Consider the following 16,847-nt stretch of genomic DNA (forward strand, 5'->3'; position numbering starts at 1 on the left):
GGCGGCCCGGGTTCGGGCCGCTACATTTTCGGGTTAAGAATGGCCGCGATTTGCTCGCCGCTAAGCGTCAGGCCAAAGAAGCTGCGGTAAAAATCTCTGGTCTCTTTTTGCATATCCACATCGCTGAATTGTTCCGGGTAGAGTTTTTTTGCCAGCCACAAAAACTGTAGCGCCTCTTCACTCGTTTCCCGGCACCACCAGAACATCCCTTTGGGATTCACATAGACGCGATGATGAAGCACCGCATCAACACTTGCCCACTGCGGGGAAGAGAGGATCTCGTCCGCATCTCGCTTGTTCATCGCCACTATAACTGCGGGATTGGCCGCAACCAGTTGCTCCATTGAGACTTCGCCCGGGCGATTTTTCCTGCCATCAAACCAGTTTTCAGCCACGTTTTTGGCCCCGGCCAGATCCATCCAATCCTGATTTAGCGACGGTCGCCCTGTCGTGGTCAGCGGGCCACCCATACTGTGATACACCGTCAAGCGTTTATCATCGGAAACGTTCTGAAGGCGCGTTTTGACCAGGGCCACATTGCGGTCGAAATAGCGCTGATACAGGCCGGCTTTTACCTGCGCATCCTCACCCAAAACGTCCGCCGTTTGCTGCACCCTACGCGTTAATGCCTGCATGGAATTAGCCTCAAAAGCCAGCACGCGTACGCCAGCCTGCTCCAGCGTTTCCTGCCGGGGTATTTGGGTGCCTTCCGGGATAAATACCAGCTGCGCCCTCAGGGCAATAAGCTGCTCCGGGTCGAGTTCTCGCCCGCTATTCATACTGACTATTGGCACGTTTTTAATTCGCGGCAGGCTCTGACTGAACAGCGGGATTTGCTGAGCAATCTTCGACGTGCCGACAATGCTGTCGCCGTATCCCAGCATGGTAATAATGGTGTTTTGTGCCGGCCACGGCGAAGCAATTCTCAGCTCGCCGTGAGGAAGAGCAGCTCTCACGCTGCCCGTAGATAACGCACAAACTCCCATCGCTAATGCGAGGAAAATGCGCTCAAGTTTCATTTTGTCACCCGTCAGAAATTGAAAGTGACAGAGGCGCGAACTTCTCGCCCGTTGCCGAGGAATGCGCTTGGGGAACCGCCGTCACCGTCGGTGCCTGACGGGAAGATCGAGGCCCAATAATGCTCATTGGTCACGTTGTTCACCGCCACGCGCAAGGTGGTGGGGACTTTGTGGAACGTTGTGGAGTAGCGTGTGCCGAGGTCAAGCGTGGTATAGCTCCCCGCCCAGGCGGTGTTGGTATCATTCGCAGCACGTTTACCGGTGTAATGAACGTTGGCGCTGTAGACCCATTGCGGGAGTGAAGGCAGGCTGTATTCTGCCAGCAGGTTGGCCTGCACTTTCGCGACACCGACAACTCGTTTGTCGCTGGTGCTTTGCGAAACGGTATCTTTTAATTTCGGATTAAGGAAAGTTACACCGCTATAGATATTAAGCCCCTGCCAGGCTTTGCCGGTAGCCGTCAGTTCAAGGCCATTATTCATCTGCTCGCCCTGGTTTTTATAAACCATATCAGCAGCATCCACATAGGCGAACGGTCGTTTCAGGCTAAACAACGCCGCGCCGAGATTCATCCCGCCGACATCCGCCTTTAAGCCAATTTCATACTGCTGGCTGCGATATGGATCCAGCGTTTGCCCTTCGTTTTTAACACCCATCCCTGTTGGGGCGGTTCCGCCCTGCTCCAGCGAGTCGGCATAGCTGACGTAGGCCATCAGCTCGGGAGTAATTTTGTACATCAGAGCCGCATTCGGGCTTAACCCGTTCTGATCGTTCTGCCCGGTTTTTTGCCCCTGTTTATTAAAACTTTGCGTCTGTATCCAGCTCTGGCTGAGGTAGAACATGGCAGACCACTGCGGGTTAAAAGTCACCGTATCGCCAAGAGTCACGCTCTGCTGGCTATTTTCGCCGGATTTGTAGCGCGCGCCGTGTTTATTGATACGCCCGTCGGAAGGCTCTGCCATCGGCGTGGAGTCATACATGTTAGAGCTGCCAAGGTTATAACGCGTGTTGGCGCCTTTCCCGCTGTATAAAGACCAGATATAGCCGGTGGTGGAGAGCGCCAGATCGTGCTCAATTGAGCCGGTATCGGCATGGCCGTTAAGCGTCAGCGTATTGCTCAAAACACGGAAGCGGCCTGCCGCGCTGGAATCACTCAACGAGCGGGAGATATCGCCTTTGTCATTCAGAATGGTGCTGGAAACCGAGCGCATGGCTCGATCGGCCTGCTGCCAGCCTACTCCGGCAGTTACCGACCAGTCATCATTGAGGTAATGAATCAGGCGCGTACTGACGGTATCGGTGGTGAGATCGTTCCCTGCGGTGCTAAGCGCCAGATTTTTGTTTTTCGGATCCGGTGCCGAAGGGAGTTTGACGTTCGGGCCGTAGCTAAAGCCGCCCGGATTCCCTTTTTGCACCATCTCATAGTGGCTGGCGTCCAGTTGGAGCTGGGTGCCGGGCCGGATATTCCAGTCAAAGGCGACGGAGAGCAGCTTGCGGCGTAACGTGCTGTCGTCGATGTTGCCTTCGCCCTCCTCGTTCAGCAGGTTTACGCGGTAGCCAAAACGGTGCTCGTCATCGAAGTGGCCGCCCAAATCCGCATGCCCGCTAAAAGCGCTGCGGCTTTGGTAGCCCAGCGTCACGTTATTCAGCGTTTCTTCCGTTGGCCGCTTAGCGATAAAGTTAAATTGCCCAGCAGGACTCGCCGGGCCATACAACGCTCCGGTCAGGCTATTAAGCACATCCAGGCGCTCCAGCATTTCCACCGGGAAAGCCGTCGTGGAGACAATATTCAGACCATCAAGTCGGCTATTGGAAACAACATTACCCTGCATACCGCGGCTTTGCGGGCGGCCAACATCCATGCCACCACGCGCCTGCATTTGCGTACTCGGAGAATATTTTAATAATTCACTGACGCTTTTTGCCTGCTGATTCTCAATCATCTGTTGAGTCACGGTGGTTGACGAATAAGGCGTATCTATCCAGGCTTTATTTCCCAAAGGCCCAACGTCAATATCCGCTGTTTTAAAACCAGCGCCAGCCGCATTATCTTCCGCGGAGGCGGGTGTAGCGGTGACCAGAATCTGATCTTCTTGCTTGCCGGATGTTTCCGCTTTTTTATCCGCAGCACCTGCGCCCGGGCTAACCAGAGACGTGAAAAGCGGCAATGCCACTGCCGACTTGAATAGAAACTTCATTACGCACCTACCGTTATATAAATAATTATATTTCGAAAGCGTGCGATACTAAGCGCCCAAAAGTGACAGGCAGTTGATCGAGATCAGATTGGCTTCGATTATGCGTTAATTACTCCTTTAGGGTTATTGTTCTGAACAAGGAAAAATTGGAAATAGCGTTTTTGTTTTATCAAAACATATTAATAAAAAGCCTTAAGGCAGCGGCTAAAATAATCAAAAATTCGTCTGCCATTTTTGATAGTTGCTTCTTTTTTCCGACCGGTAGAAAGTAAGTTCAGGCATAACATCCCATGAGGCACAAATGACCCCATCAAAACCGACTCTTCATTTGCTGTGCGGCAAAATTGCCGCAGGCAAATCCACGCTCTGCGCGCAGCTTGCGGCTTTGCCGAATACCGTTGTAATAAGCGAAGATAGCTGGCTTGCGGCACTGTATGGCGAGCAAATGCAGACGGTTGCCGACTATGTGAACTATTCGGGCAAGCTTAAGCAGGCGCTGGGGCCCCATCTTGTTTCGTTGCTGAAAAATGGATTATCGGTAGTGCTGGATTTCCCGGCCAACACGCTGGCTACACGCCAGTGGATGAAAACGCTTGTTGACTCTTCCGGCGCAGACAACCGGCTGCATTTCCTTGATGTCCCGGATGATATTTGTCGCGAAAGGCTACGCGCCCGCAACGCCAGCGGAACCCATGATTTTGCCGCCACGGACGCACAGTTTGATTTGATTACCCGTTATTTTATTGCTCCGGGCGAAGAAGAAGGCTTTAACATCGTAAGATATGAATGAGATTGACGCCTTCTCCAGGCACGTTTATTCCGCCTCTATTATCAGGTGATAACATCTGCAATAGAGGTTTTGTGGTTTTTTATTTCTTCCAGGATCTTATTGAAATCATCCTCACTCATAGTATTAAACTGTACCTTACTTTCGGCGCTGGCATCAAAAAAGGAATGCTTGCCATTGTTTATATCAATGGGGAAAAAAGATTGTGAAGCGTCATCCCACAAAATATTTTCGAGATGAAGATCGTCATGCGTTATTCCAAGGCTATCAAGCCTGTTGATCATATCAAAAAATCTTTGCTCTGCATCATATGGTAAACTGCCAGCAGGTAAAGAATCCAACGCTTTCCCCGGCACACGGAGCATTCTTATGTAATGATCCCCATGTTCATCTACCAGCAGCGATGCCGAGTCCTCACCGTAATAGAGTTTAAACATAGCCGTTTCATGCCTTGCTATCTCTGGCACATCATCCATAGTTTCATTATGATAACGTTTGATTAAATATTCTTCATCGTCGGCATCTATATAAACATCTCCTACTTCACCGCTACCAATAAGATCCCCAAAATTGAATGTTGATTCTTGTTTGGGATGACCGGGTTCAAAATGAGCTTTTTTAGAAGTCACTGCGGTGACATCAGGTTCGCCTGTCACAGATTTTCTTTTTCCTGTGCGCGGTTTGTTATCAACCCCATGCTCATCGGCAAAAGACTGCTTATGTATTATCGCTTGTTTCACCGGCGAAGAAGAGCGTGGAGCCGTCCCCTTAAACTCCTCCGGCACGTTGCTCAATCTATTGATTTTAGAAGTGAAAGAACAGTTCAGGCTAGCGTCAGACATATGTTCGGCAGATGTTCTTTTAACTTGTGAGGTACTACCGCTCTGAGCTATATCATTTTGTTGCTGACAAACTGCCGCTCGTCCCGTTGTCGTTCCCGGCAGCAAGGCTGAATAAGGCATGTGTCGCTCCTTTTCTATCATGACGCATTATTATCGGCCAGTGTATTTATCCACCAGCGCATAAATTATTGCCGCCGTTTCAGCATCTATTTCGCCAGCGTAATCACTCTGGCGGAAATGGAGCTGGAAGGCCTGAAACAATAACTTTTTCCCTTCATCTGTACCGGCACCGGATACGTCATAACCGTAGGCGGCAAGTTTTTCTATTACTTCACTCTCCGCCGGCATTTGAGCAGTAAACTGGCGAAGATAACTATCTTTAATATCTTGCTGATACCATGCCCCTACGCCTGCCTCACTAAGTTGTTGCCAGGGGAATGCCGCACCGGGATCATTTTTACGGCCGGGGGCAATATCTGAATGCCCGACAATATTATTCGGTGAAATATCCGGGTAGCGCTGGAGGATATTCAGGCTGAGTTGCCTGACGGCTTCTATTTGCTGTTCATTAAAGGGAGGGAAATTCAGATTACCCTGGCCATCATCCGAGGCAAGATTAACAATTTCAATACCTATCGAGGTGTCATTAATATTGCTCCGTCCGGCCCAGTTGCTGACGCCCGCATGCCAGGCCCGCTCTTTTTCATCAACAAGGTTAAAGATGCGCATATCGTTGAAACCTGAGGCAAGATAGGTTTTGTCCGTAGGATCGGGTATCAGATAATGGGCACTTACGCTATTCCCGGTTAGCGAGGTTACTGAGTCTGCGAAATTCTGCGCCGTATAGTGCATGACCAGAAAACGAACTCTGGGATTGTAACTTTTGACGGAACGGTATGCGTTATAGTCAATTTTGACCGGTACTGGCGGGTTAAACTTCATTTCCGGGCCAGCCTGCCCGGCATGTTTTAACTGGCTCAGTGAGGATTTTGTCTCTCCGGTGCTCTGTTTGTCATCCGGAACGCCTGGACCCTTTTGCATACCGGGAACGACACCGGCAGCTATTTTATCTATCGGCATGTTTAAGCACCTTTGTTTTCAATAAGAGGTCGCCCCTGTTGTTCAGCAATCTCAACCAAAACGTCAAGTTGCCGATCTTTCTGGACCATAAAACCACTGCGGGTATTGCGCATATCGGTGACGATTTTCTCAAGACTAATTTGTTTATCCTGTTTATCCATCGCCATTGCGGCAATAATCTGCCCGGTGCGGCCTACTCCGGCCCGACAATGCACTACCGGTAACATTTTATCCGGGTCGTTAGCCGCGAGACTGCCTTGTTCCTTAAGTTTTGCAACCCCATTATCGGTCCATTTATTAATTGTCCGGGCGAGCTTTTTAGTTAACCTCGAACTTAAAGCCGTTTTATCTGGCCAATTGTGCACATGCAAAACATGGGTTGAGATGCTCTTATCATAACCGTGAATATCCAGGCGATAAACATTTGCTTCGACGCCATCGCCTAATAATTCTGTCTTCATTAATGTGGATTGCGTATTTACCCCGCAAGGATATCTATTCGACGTGGTGAAATAGTCCGGCATTTGATTGCTGCTATCATCGATTTCCTGACGTGATGCCAGAACAGCCATCACAGGCGTGCGGTTATCAACCAGCATCTTTAAATGGTTTTCAATTTGATGTTTTAATGGGTATTGACTGGCAATGGCGAGATTATTTTCATTAACCACGACTCTGTTTGCATTGAGATTATTGCCAACACGAGTAAAAACATCTGCCCCGATGTCTTCAAAACGGTTAATCCTGCATTCATCCGGCACCTTATCGCTTTGCGCCTGGCTTGACAGGAAATATCGACCAAAGTTACGACGGGCACTGGGTAGCAACTGCTGCTGTAATTCTGTTAGTCGTGTCTTCAAAATATCACGATCGCCAGGGATGTTTTTTTCTGGAATCTGGATTTTCTTTAAATCCCAAATAACCTTGTAAAGTACATCATATTTTTCACCCTTACTTACCTTCCTTCCCATAAACTCAATGATTTTATCTCTATTGAATCGAGATGAAGATTGTCTTGCACAGAGCAGCTTTTCTGCAAAACGAATATTTCCGGGCGATCTTCTGTTCTCCGCCAGCATAACAGCTGATGTAACATTCCTGAATAAATAAGCTTTTATACCAAGAGATATATTATTCATTTCAATCCCCATTTAATCTTAGCAATTCACATTGCGTGTGTAATACGAGATAACGAACCGGGATGAATGTTAAAGGTTAGGGGCTGGTTTTCTTGCATAAAACGATGTTTTACTATGAATAATATAGATATAAGCCCCCGTTGCAGGGGCCAGTCACGATAAAAACTACAGGCTATAACCCGGTTTTTTCAATAGAGAATCCATTTCAGGGGCAAGCTGCGTGTCCCAGACCTCCTCTTTCCAGCGCGCCTGCTCAATCATTTTTAGCGCCACGGACAGCGACTCATCCTTGGAGCCAAAATGCTTTTTCAGCACATCACACATTTCGCTGGCAATGGCCTGCTTCTGCTCTTCGCTCAGCTCACGGGGAAAACATTTGATTTCGATATGCGGCACGGTGACTCTCCATCTTGTTGTTGAACAGTAGTTTTACTGCTTATTGAACGAGTGAAGCAAGCGGCACAGAGAAGAAAGGCCAGCAAAGCTGGCCTTTAATGGTTACTGAATTTTGCGGGCCGGTTCGTTTCTTACCGGTGCACCTTCTGCTTTATAGTAGCTGGCGCTGCTGCGCGGGAGCGGGGCTTTGCCGCGTATGGCATCGGCAATTTTCTCGCCAATCATAATGGTTGTCGCATTCAGGTTGCCGGTAATAATTTGCGGCATGATGGAAGCATCCACCACCCTCAGCCCCTGCAAGCCGTGTACGCGCCCTTCTCCGTCAACTACCGCCATGTCGTCGTGGCCCATTTTGCAACTGCCGCACGGGTGGAAAGCGGTTTCGGCATGGTTACGCACAAACTCGTCCAACTGCTCGTCGCTCTGGCAATCCAGACCAGGGCTGATTTCGCGGCCACGATATTTATCCAGCGCGGGCTGGGCCATAATTTCACGCGTGATGCGAATCGCGTCCCGGAATTCCTGCCAGTCCTGCTCGTGAGCCATATAATTAAACAGAATGCTCGGATGCTGGTGCGGATCTCTGGATTTAAGCTGTACGCGCCCGCGGCTTGGCGAACGCATAGAACCAACGTGACACTGAAAACCGTGCTCTTTCACCGCATTGGAACCGTTGTAGTTAATCGCCACCGGCAGGAAATGATACTGAATATTCGGCCAGCTAAACTCTTCGCGGCTGCGAATAAATCCGCCAGCTTCGAACTGATTACTGGCCCCCACACCGGTGCCTTTAAACAGCCATTCCGCACCTATCTGCGGCTGGTTATACCATTGCAGCGCCGGGTATAACGATACGGGCTCTTTACATTCATACTGCAAATACATTTCCAGGTGATCCTGAAGGTTCTCCCCCACGCCGGGTAGATCGTGAACCACCGGGATCTCCATACTTGCCAGCAATTCGGCATTACCCACGCCGGAACGCTGCAAAATTTGTGGGGACGCAATAGCGCCCGCGCTCAACAATACCTCTTTACGCGCTTTTGCAACCGAGTGGATAGTGCTCTCACCGGCCAGATATTCAACGCCAACCGCACGCAGACCGTCAAACAGAATACGGTCAGTCGTCGCGTGGGTCACGATAGTCAAATTGTCGCGCTTTTTCGCTACGTCAAGATAACCACGCGCGGTACTGGCGCGGCGGCCCTTCGGCGTTACCGTGCGGTCCATCGGGCCGAAACCTTCCTGCTGATAGCCGTTCAGGTCATCGGTTCGCGGATAACCAGCCTCAACGCCCGCCTCTATCATGGCGTGGAACAGCGGGTTATTTCCCTGCTTTGGTGTGGTAACCGAAACGGGGCCTTCACCGCCGTGGTAATCGTTCGGCCCGATATCGCGGGTTTCCGCCTTGCGGTAATACGGCAGGCAGTCAAGATAGCTCCAGTTTTCAAGGCCTGGCAATGTTGCCCAGTTGTCGAGATCCATCGCATTACCGCGGATGTAGCACATGCCGTTAATCAGCGAGGAGCCTCCCAGACCTTTACCGCGCCCGCACTCCATGCGGCGGTTGTTCATAAAGGGTTCAGGCTCGGTTTCATAGGCCCAGTTATAACGCTTTCCCTGAAGCGGGAAGGCCAGTGCCGCAGGCATTTGGGTACGAAAATCAAAGCGGTAGTCCGGGCCACCGGCCTCCAGCAGCAGAACTGTGGTCTGCGGATCTTCGGTTAAACGTGCAGCTAAAACATTACCTGCGGAACCGGCTCCAATAATGATGTAATCAAATTCCATTCATCCTCCTCAGGTGGGGTTAAAAGACTGATTGATAAGTGCCCATCTCCAGTTGGATTGACTTAACTTGCGTATAGCTTTGCAGGGTCATCAGGCCATTTTCGCGACCGATACCGGAGTGCTTATAGCCCCCAACCGGCATTTCTGCGGCAGACTCACCCCAGGTGTTGATCCAGCAAATACCCGCTTCAAGCTGATGAATAACGCGGTGAGCACGAGTCAGGTCGTTAGTCACCACGCCCGCCGCCAGGCCGTAATCTGTATCATTGGCACGGCGGATAACTTCGTCTTCCGACTCGTAGCTAAGAATTGCCATGACCGGGCCGAAGATCTCTTCGCGCACGATTTTCATCTCGTCACGGCAGTCGGTAAACACGGTAGGCGCGACCCAGGCTCCGTTATCGAACCCTTCACCACGCAGCCTGTCGCCGCCGCACAGCAGCGTAGCGCCCTCTTCACGGCCAGACTCGATGTAGCGCAGCACGTTTTCACGGTGTGGGAAGCTGACCAGCGGGCCAAAATTGGTCTGGGGATCCATCAGGTCTCCTGCGCGGATACGACCTACACGCTCGATAATTTTCTGTTCAAACTCGGCTTTAAGCGCGGCAGGAACAAAAACTCTGGTTCCATTGGTACAGACCTGGCCGGAACTGTAGAAGTTGGCCATCATCGCGATATCCGCCGCCATGTTGAGGTCGGCATCGTCGAAAATAACCAGCGGAGATTTACCGCCAAGCTCCATGGTGACTTGCTTCAGCGTGGAGCCCGCCGCGTTGGCCATCACTTTTTTGCCGCTGGCTACGCCGCCGGTGAACGACACTTTGGCAATCCCCGGGTGCTCGGTCAGCAATTGCCCCGTTTGAGCGCCAACACCCGGCAACACGTTGAATACGCCATCCGGCAGGCCCGCCTCGGTGTAGATTTCCGCCAGCTTCAGCGCGGTAAGCGGAGTCACTTCGCTCGGTTTAAAAATCATCGCATTACCCGCGGCCAGCGCCGGAGCGGACTTCCACAGGGCAATCTGAATCGGGTAGTTCCACGCGCCAATCCCTGCAACCACGCCCAGCGGTTCGCGGCGGGTGTAGACAAACGAACTGTCTCGCAGCGGGATCTGCTGCCCTTCGAGTGTGGTGGTCAGCCCCGCGTAATACTCCAGCACGTCCGCGCCAGTTACGATGTCCACGCTCGCGGTTTCGCTAAACGCTTTGCCCGTGTCCAGCGTTTCCAGTTCCGCGAGTTCGTCATTGCGTTCGCGCAAGATTTCCACCGCGCGGCGCAGCACGCGGGAGCGTTCCATCGGCGTTTTTGCCGCCCACTCTTTTTGCCCTTTTTTAGCCGAGGCAACGGCACGATCAACATCTTCCCGACCGGCGGCCTGCACGACCGCCAACACTTCACCATTCGCCGGGTTGATGGTTTCGAAAGTCTCACCGCTTAAAGCGGCAACGTAACCACCGTCGATATAGAGCTGTTGTTCACCGAATCGGGACATGTTTTCTCCTCACTAAATTACTTTTTGACCGTAGCAAGATGCTGGTCGATAAATTGCGTTGTCAGCACGCTCGCGGCTTTACGATCGAACGGCTTGCCGCTTAGTGCAGCCCGCAGCCACAGGCCGTCTATCAACGCCGCCAGCCCGTAACCGGCAAGTCTCGCTTCCTGCTGAGGCAGTTCGCGCCGGAACTCTGCGGTTAACGTGGATAGCAGACGGCGGCTGCTGACCTGCTGTAGCCGGTAGAGCATCGGCTGGTGCATGCTGCTGGCCCAAAAAGCCAGCCACGCCTTCATCGCCGCGCTGTGCGTCTGGGTCTCATCAAAGTTACCGTCAACAATCGCACACAACCGCCTTGCCGCTGGTGCACCGGGCAGAGCCTTTAACCTGCCGACCACCGCGTCTCGTAGTTGCCTGGTCACGTCGCGCATGGTGGCTTCCAGCAGGCCGTTCTTATCCTGAAAATAGTGGCTGATGATGCCGGTGGATACCCCGGCGCGCCTGGCAATCTGGGCAACCGTCGCGTCGTGCATTCCCACTTCATTTATTGCATTCAGGGTGGCGTCAATCAGCTGACGCCGCCGTATCGGTTGCATACCTTTTTTCGGCATGGCTCCGCTCCATCCATCAATTATGGTTATCTATTTAAACTTTTATTGATTGAACGTTCAATATAAAATGTGTATTAATTGTTACGTTACGGTAGGAAAACAGCGAATCATTCGCATCCACGACAAGAAAAAGAGGGTTTAATTTGATTTATTTCAATGAGATAATAATAAAGGCCTTTTAGAGACCCAACATTCATTATGGATTTGTTAAAAATCCACCTCGCATGAATCCACAAGAAAAACTTAACTGCTCATTAGAGTAGTCACCGTTACTTAACCAGAGGTAATCGATGACGAAGCCCGTTATTGCCGAAAGCGAAAAAGACAAAATCAACCCGGTGGTGTTCTACACTTCCGCCGGGCTGATTTTGTTATTTTCCCTGATGACCATTTTTTACAGCGATCTCTCCGCAAACCTGATTGGCCACACCCTGAACTGGGTCTCCTCCCGCTTCGGCTGGTATTACCTGCTGGCCGCCACGCTTTATATTGTATTTGTGGTATTTATTGCCTGTTCACGCTTCGGTTCCATCAAGCTTGGCCCCGAGCAATCTAAGCCAGAATTCAGCGTGCTTAGCTGGGCCGCAATGTTGTTTGCCGCCGGGATCGGCATCGACCTGATGTTCTTCTCGGTTGCCGAGCCGGTGACGCAATATATGCAGCCCCCGGAAGGCCAGGGGCAAACCATTGAGGCCGCCCGCCAGGCGATGGTCTGGACGCTTTTCCACTACGGTCTCACCGGCTGGTCGATGTATGCTCTGATGGGCATCGCGCTTGGCTACTTCAGCTACCGCTATAACCTGCCGCTGACGATTCGCTCGGCGCTATATCCCATTTTCGGCAAGAAGATTAACGGCCCAATCGGCCACACCGTGGATATCGCCGCCGTTATCGGCACCATCTTCGGCATAGCGACCACGCTCGGCATCGGCGTAGTGCAGCTTAACTACGGGCTGAATGTGCTGTTTGATATCCCGGACAGCATGGGCGCAAAGGCTGCATTAATCGTGCTTTCGGTGATTATCGCCACCATTTCAGTGACGTCTGGCGTAGATAAAGGCATTCGCATCCTCTCCGAGTTAAACGTGGCGCTGGCGCTTGGCCTGATCCTGTTCGTGCTGTTTATGGGCAATACCGAGTTTCTGCTTAACGCCCTGGTGCTCAACGTCGGGGATTACGTCAATCGATTCATGGGCATGACGCTGAATAGCTTTGCCTTCGACCGCCCGGTGGAGTGGATGAACAACTGGACCCTTTTCTTCTGGGCCTGGTGGGTGGCCTGGTCGCCGTTTGTCGGCCTGTTCCTGGCGCGTATTTCACGCGGGCGTACCATCCGCGAATTTGTACTCGGAACGCTGATTATTCCGTTCACCTTCACCCTGCTGTGGCTTTCGGTATTCGGCAACAGCGCCCTGTACGAAATAATCCACGGCGACGGCACCTTTGCTCAGGAAGCGATGGCCCACCCGGAACGCGGTTTCTATAGCCTGCTGGCTCAGTATCCCGGCTTTACCTTCAGCGCCTCGGTTGCCACCATAACCGGCCTGCTGTTCTACGTGACCTCTGCGGACTCCGGCGCGCTGGTGCTGGGGAACTTTACTTCGAAGCTGAAGGATATAAACAGCGATGCGCCAAACTGGCTGCGCATTTTCTGGTCCATTGCCATTGGCCTGCTGACCATGGGCATGCTGATGACCAACGGCATTTCTGCGCTGCAAAACATGACGGTGATTATGGGGCTGCCGTTTAGCTTTGTTATCTTCTTCGTGATGGCCGGGCTGTATAAATCACTGAAGATTGAGGACTACCGCCGCGTCAGCGCCAGCCGCGATACCGCACCGTATATGATGACGGCGCAGGATAGACTCGGCTGGAAGAAGCGTCTGTCACGCCTGATGAACTACCCCGGTACCCGCTATACGCAGAAAATGATGGATACCGTCTGCTACCCGGCAATGGAAGAGGTTTCTCATGAACTGGAACTGCGCGGCGCGAAGGCCGAGCTTTCTATAGAGCCGCCGCTACCCGACGAGAAACTGGGGCATCTGGAACTGCGGGTACATATGGGCGATGAGCAAAACTTTGTTTACCAGATCTGGCCGCAGAAATATTCGGTACCGGGCTTTACCTACCGGGCGCGCAGCGGTAAATCGACCTATTACCGGCTGGAAACCTTCCTGCTGGAAGGCAGCCAGGGCAACGATTTGATGGACTACAGCAAAGAACAGGTAATCATCGACATTCTTGACCAGTACGAACGTCACCTGAACTTTATCCACCTCCATCGTGAAGCGCCGGGAAGCAACATTACTTTCCCGAACGTATAATCCAGGCGCGTTTCTGTTCGAGCAGGAACGCGATTAATAAAGTTTCTTATATGCGGCGGGCGTTATCCCCATGCGGCGAACAAATGCCCGCCGCAGCGTATCCACTCCTGAAAAGCCGCTGGCGGCTGGGATCGCTTTGACCGGCAACTCGCCCGCCTCCAGTAATTGCCTGGCCTTTGCCACCTTCTCCGCTTCCAGCCACTCACCCGGCGTCATCTGCATCTCCTGATGAAACAGACGCGTCAGGTGGCGCACGCTGAGATGTATATGCGCGGCCATCTGCTGCACCGTGGCAACATTTGCAAGATTAGCCAGCGTCCAGCGCTGAAGATCCTGTAAAGCGCTGCGCCCGCTCAGAGAAGTTTTCTGCTCGCGAATAAAGTGATTTTGGTTCACCGGGCGCTTGAAGAACATGACCAGATTCGCCGCCACGTCCTGGGCAACTTCACGCCCCAAATCTTCTTCCACCAGCCGCAGCGCCAGATCCAGGCCTGATGTCACGCCTGCCGCGGTGCGCAGTGGCCCGTCCATAACGTATAAAGCATCGGCGGTAACGTCAGTTTCCGGGTAACGCGCCGCCAGCAGCGAAGCCGTTGACCAATGAGTAGTGACCTTCTTTCCGCTCAGCAAACCGGTTTGCGCGAGCAGCAGTGCGCCGGTACATACCGAGCCAAAACGACGGCTACGCTTGCAGAGACGGAGAATATCAGCGCTCTGTTTTTCGCTAAGAAAACGCTCCCCCGCGTCCGGCGCACCGGCCAGTAAAAACGTGGCTTCTCGCCCCGCTTCCACATCGGCCAATAGGCAGTCCGCCAGCAATCTTACCCCGGAGGAGGCCACAATGATGGTTTCATCCAGGCCCACCACTACCGGGAGATAAACCTCGCGCCGCAGGATACGGTTTGCTTCGGCAAACACATCCAGCGGGCCGGAAACGTCGAGCAGCTGAACGCCGGGGACTGCCAGAATCAGTACGTTATGGGCCATTGCCGTCTCCACGTCGCTTATTACGCCATATGTCTATAATCGTCGCCATACGATCATTTGAGACATTTTGAATGCGGCCTATGCTACCTCAACACCAACATGAGGAGAAAGAGATGAGCTTGAATATTGATGGCGTCGCCATTCCGGACAGCAAAATGGCCCGCGATGCCACGCAGCTGGTGCGTGATACCGAGTCAGAGCTGCTGTTTCACCACTCCAGCCGCGTTTACTACTGGGCCGCGCTTGCGGGGCAGCGCCGCGAGCTTAACGTTGACCATGAACTGCTCTACATCGGCTGTATGTTTCACGACATGGGGTTGACCCACGAGCACTGTAGCTGCGATAAGCGCTTTGAAGTAGACGGCGCTTTTGCCGCCCGGGACTTTTTACGCCAGTACGGCGTAAAACAGGAAGATATCGACAAAGTGTGGACGGCAATTGCGCTGCATACCACGCCGGGGATCCCAGAATTTATGGCACCGGAAATCGCTCTGGTCACCGCAGGGGTCGAAATGGATGTGCTTGGGATTGATTATGAGAAATTCAGCGACCGACAGCGCGAACAGGTTGTGAACCAGCACCCTCGCCCGGCGGCGTTTAAAGAAGAGATTATTCAGGCGTTCTACGACGGGATAAAACACAAACCAGCCACCACGTTTGGTAACGTGAAGGCCGATGTCATAAAGGATAAGGAGCCAGCGTTTGCGCCGCTGAACTTCTGCAGTATTATCCGCGCCTCCCGCTGGGTAGGTTAAGCTTTTCCCGGGCGGGTGGCGAAGCCGTTACCTGCCCTGAACCGCCGCAATAGCGTCAAGCCCGGAACCAGGCTGCGGATCGTGCGCAAATGCGCCAATAACCATAAGAGAGAGAACGATTGCCAGAAAGATGTTTTTCATAACGTTTGTTTGTTAACCGGTGTGCCAGGCTGAGTTAGAACCGCCGTTATGCTAAAAGAAAAAAGCTCAAATTGATAAAGGAAATTTTCAAAGTATCGTCAATTTTTGAATATTCATCATATTATCGCTGCCGCAGCGCCACCCTCGCGCGCGAAACCAGATAATTTCACTGCCCTAAAAAATAAAAGCACAATTTTATGCCGCATTTTAAACGAGGTCACAGGGATCGTTGGCGATCTCCGCGCCCCGTTTGGCACAAATACTGCGGTTCATCGGTCAGGCGTGAGGAATAACGCCAATTCGATCCAGCATTGTTGAGAACTCATCAAGCTGAATACCGTGGCGCGGGTGATCCAGCCTCAGATTGAAATCGCTTTGAAGATGATGGTAAAGCTGCTCTGCGCTTTCAAACGCGGGAGCATTTTCCCCAGCGCTATAGAGCGTATTTTTCTCTCCGTTTGGCAGGTAAAGGCTCAGAGTCAGGCAGTGGCGGAAATGCGACTGTGGCCAGGTCGCCACATAGTGATTACCCATTTCATAATCAGAGAGATATTGCGGTTCGAGATTGAAGCGATAAAGGTTAATAATTTTGTCGTCGCCGTGGAATTTAAGCAGCCAGTCATTTTCCACTCTTTCCAGGCTGTAAACGCCGTGAGTGGTGGCCTGAAGCTCGCCTTCAACCAGCCGTACCGGCGCGGGCAAAGTTTTGCCTCCGAATCCAACGTCGGCAATCCACGCTTCGCCATTGAGGGTAACTTTGGTCAGGCGATGGCTACGGGCGGGCATCTGCGGCGGGTTTGCCAGCAGCACTCGGCCTGACAAATTCTCCACCTCAAAACCCAGTTCAGCGAGCACGTTGCGAAACAGTCCGTTTTGTTCAAAGCACCAGCCGCCACGCCCAGCAATAACCAGTTTTTCAAACACGCTATCGTCGTCAACTTGAATAGTTCTGCCGAGCAGGACGTCCAGATTCTCAAACGGAATAGCACAGGTATGTGCCAGATGAAGGGCTCGTAAAGTTTCGAGAGAAGCGGCGCGTGGCCCACGATAGTGAATACGCCTGAAGTAGCGGTCGAGATCTAATGCCATTTTGCTGATTCCATGCTGTAAATAATGGCATCACTATAAATGCGCCTCCTGCAGAGGAGATGATCGTTAGTGCTCTGGTACCAGAAATTTTTCGCAATAGCACACCGCCTTTACCATCGTTGAAAACAGTTATGGGCGTTTTTTAATAATTAGCATGACCGGGGTGTGTTGCACTACTCACTCCACAGTTGAATTT

Annotated in this window: 14 protein-coding genes; 3 read left to right on the forward strand and 11 right to left on the reverse strand. The window is 52.0% G+C overall.

What is annotated here, in order from left to right; genetic code table 11:
• Positions 1-20: 20 nt before the first annotated feature.
• The gene (locus ACG1VR_RS11800; RefSeq protein WP_395491024.1) at positions 21-1,019 is read right to left on the reverse strand and encodes an ABC transporter substrate-binding protein; all 999 of its coding nucleotides are present in this window, start codon (positions 1,017-1,019) and stop codon (positions 21-23) included.
• Between the two features lie 11 nt (positions 1,020-1,030).
• Positions 1,031-3,217 carry a TonB-dependent receptor gene (locus ACG1VR_RS11805; protein WP_395491025.1) on the reverse strand — a complete coding sequence of 729 codons (2,187 nt, stop codon included), beginning with the start codon at positions 3,215-3,217 and terminating at the stop codon, positions 1,031-1,033.
• 301 nt (positions 3,218-3,518) lie between these two features.
• Here ACG1VR_RS11805 and ACG1VR_RS11810 point away from each other — a divergent pair, with 301 nt between their 5' ends.
• Positions 3,519-4,007 (forward strand): AAA family ATPase, encoded by a 489-nt coding sequence (locus ACG1VR_RS11810; RefSeq protein ID WP_395491026.1) that lies wholly within the window; start codon positions 3,519-3,521, stop codon positions 4,005-4,007.
• A 41-nt stretch (positions 4,008-4,048) separates the two neighbouring features.
• Here ACG1VR_RS11810 and ACG1VR_RS11815 read toward each other — a convergent pair whose 3' ends face one another.
• The 7 genes from ACG1VR_RS11815 to betI form a co-directional block, all read right to left on the reverse strand.
• On the reverse strand, positions 4,049-4,966 hold the full coding sequence (locus ACG1VR_RS11815; protein ID WP_395491027.1) for a hypothetical protein: 918 nt from the start codon (positions 4,964-4,966) through the stop codon (positions 4,049-4,051).
• Positions 4,967-4,996: 30 nt separating this feature from the next.
• Positions 4,997-5,788, reverse strand: coding sequence for an N-acetylmuramoyl-L-alanine amidase (locus tag ACG1VR_RS11820; RefSeq protein WP_395491100.1), 792 nt, complete (start codon positions 5,786-5,788; stop codon positions 4,997-4,999).
• A gap of 140 nt (positions 5,789-5,928) precedes the next feature.
• Positions 5,929-7,065 carry a protein-tyrosine phosphatase family protein gene (locus tag ACG1VR_RS11825; RefSeq protein WP_395491028.1) on the reverse strand — a complete coding sequence of 379 codons (1,137 nt, stop codon included), beginning with the start codon at positions 7,063-7,065 and terminating at the stop codon, positions 5,929-5,931.
• A 165-nt stretch (positions 7,066-7,230) separates the two neighbouring features.
• Complete coding sequence (gene pptA / locus ACG1VR_RS11830) at positions 7,231-7,461, reverse strand: tautomerase PptA (RefSeq protein ID WP_016536442.1); 231 nt, start codon at positions 7,459-7,461, stop codon at positions 7,231-7,233.
• 102 nt (positions 7,462-7,563) lie between these two features.
• Positions 7,564-9,249, reverse strand: a complete 1,686-nt coding sequence (betA, locus tag ACG1VR_RS11835) for a choline dehydrogenase (RefSeq protein ID WP_395491029.1) — start codon at positions 9,247-9,249, stop codon at positions 7,564-7,566.
• 19 nt (positions 9,250-9,268) lie between these two features.
• Positions 9,269-10,741 carry a betaine-aldehyde dehydrogenase gene (gene betB / locus ACG1VR_RS11840; RefSeq protein ID WP_395491030.1) on the reverse strand — a complete coding sequence of 491 codons (1,473 nt, stop codon included), beginning with the start codon at positions 10,739-10,741 and terminating at the stop codon, positions 9,269-9,271.
• Between the two features lie 17 nt (positions 10,742-10,758).
• The gene (gene betI / locus ACG1VR_RS11845; RefSeq protein WP_172569978.1) at positions 10,759-11,352 is read right to left on the reverse strand and encodes a transcriptional regulator BetI; all 594 of its coding nucleotides are present in this window, start codon (positions 11,350-11,352) and stop codon (positions 10,759-10,761) included.
• A 290-nt stretch (positions 11,353-11,642) separates the two neighbouring features.
• Between betI and ACG1VR_RS11850 the strand changes: the two genes are divergently transcribed.
• Entirely contained in the window at positions 11,643-13,679 is a 2,037-nt protein-coding gene (locus ACG1VR_RS11850) for a choline transporter (protein WP_016536438.1), read from the forward strand.
• A 33-nt stretch (positions 13,680-13,712) separates the two neighbouring features.
• On the opposite strand, the gene ACG1VR_RS11855 is transcribed toward ACG1VR_RS11850, so the two are convergent.
• The gene (locus ACG1VR_RS11855) at positions 13,713-14,666 is read right to left on the reverse strand and encodes a GlxA family transcriptional regulator (protein WP_395491031.1); all 954 of its coding nucleotides are present in this window, start codon (positions 14,664-14,666) and stop codon (positions 13,713-13,715) included.
• A 113-nt stretch (positions 14,667-14,779) separates the two neighbouring features.
• Between ACG1VR_RS11855 and ACG1VR_RS11860 the strand changes: the two genes are divergently transcribed.
• Complete coding sequence (locus ACG1VR_RS11860; RefSeq protein WP_395491032.1) at positions 14,780-15,421, forward strand: HD domain-containing protein; 642 nt, start codon at positions 14,780-14,782, stop codon at positions 15,419-15,421.
• A 417-nt stretch (positions 15,422-15,838) separates the two neighbouring features.
• Here the strand turns inward: ACG1VR_RS11860 and ACG1VR_RS11865 are convergent, their stop codons facing one another.
• Entirely contained in the window at positions 15,839-16,651 is an 813-nt protein-coding gene (locus ACG1VR_RS11865; protein ID WP_395491033.1) for an arylamine N-acetyltransferase, read from the reverse strand.
• Positions 16,652-16,847 lie beyond the last annotated feature (196 nt).

The sequence above is a fragment of the Cedecea davisae genome (assembly GCF_044095835.1).
In the GTDB taxonomy this organism is placed as follows: Bacteria; Pseudomonadota; Gammaproteobacteria; order Enterobacterales; family Enterobacteriaceae; genus Cedecea; species Cedecea davisae.

Bases quoted from the DNA above. Each gene is read 5' to 3' on its own strand.
- ACG1VR_RS11855 (WP_395491031.1), bottom strand. From the start codon at position 14,666: ATGGCCCATAACGTACTGATTCTGGCAGTCCCCGGCGTTCAGCTGCTC.
- ACG1VR_RS11825 (WP_395491028.1), bottom strand. From the start codon at position 7,065: ATGAATAATATATCTCTTGGTATAAAAGCTTATTTATTCAGGAATGTT.
- ACG1VR_RS11865 (WP_395491033.1), bottom strand. From the start codon at position 16,651: ATGGCATTAGATCTCGACCGCTACTTCAGGCGTATTCACTATCGTGGG.
- ACG1VR_RS11805 (WP_395491025.1), bottom strand. From the start codon at position 3,217: ATGAAGTTTCTATTCAAGTCGGCAGTGGCATTGCCGCTTTTCACGTCT.
- betA (WP_395491029.1), bottom strand. From the start codon at position 9,249: ATGGAATTTGATTACATCATTATTGGAGCCGGTTCCGCAGGTAATGTT.
- ACG1VR_RS11815 (WP_395491027.1), bottom strand. From the start codon at position 4,966: ATGCCTTATTCAGCCTTGCTGCCGGGAACGACAACGGGACGAGCGGCA.
- ACG1VR_RS11850 (WP_016536438.1), top strand. From the start codon at position 11,643: ATGACGAAGCCCGTTATTGCCGAAAGCGAAAAAGACAAAATCAACCCG.
- betI (WP_172569978.1), bottom strand. From the start codon at position 11,352: ATGCCGAAAAAAGGTATGCAACCGATACGGCGGCGTCAGCTGATTGAC.
- ACG1VR_RS11820 (WP_395491100.1), bottom strand. From the start codon at position 5,788: ATGAAGTTTAACCCGCCAGTACCGGTCAAAATTGACTATAACGCATAC.
- ACG1VR_RS11860 (WP_395491032.1), top strand. From the start codon at position 14,780: ATGAGCTTGAATATTGATGGCGTCGCCATTCCGGACAGCAAAATGGCC.
- ACG1VR_RS11800 (WP_395491024.1), bottom strand. From the start codon at position 1,019: ATGAAACTTGAGCGCATTTTCCTCGCATTAGCGATGGGAGTTTGTGCG.
- betB (WP_395491030.1), bottom strand. From the start codon at position 10,741: ATGTCCCGATTCGGTGAACAACAGCTCTATATCGACGGTGGTTACGTT.
- ACG1VR_RS11810 (WP_395491026.1), top strand. From the start codon at position 3,519: ATGACCCCATCAAAACCGACTCTTCATTTGCTGTGCGGCAAAATTGCC.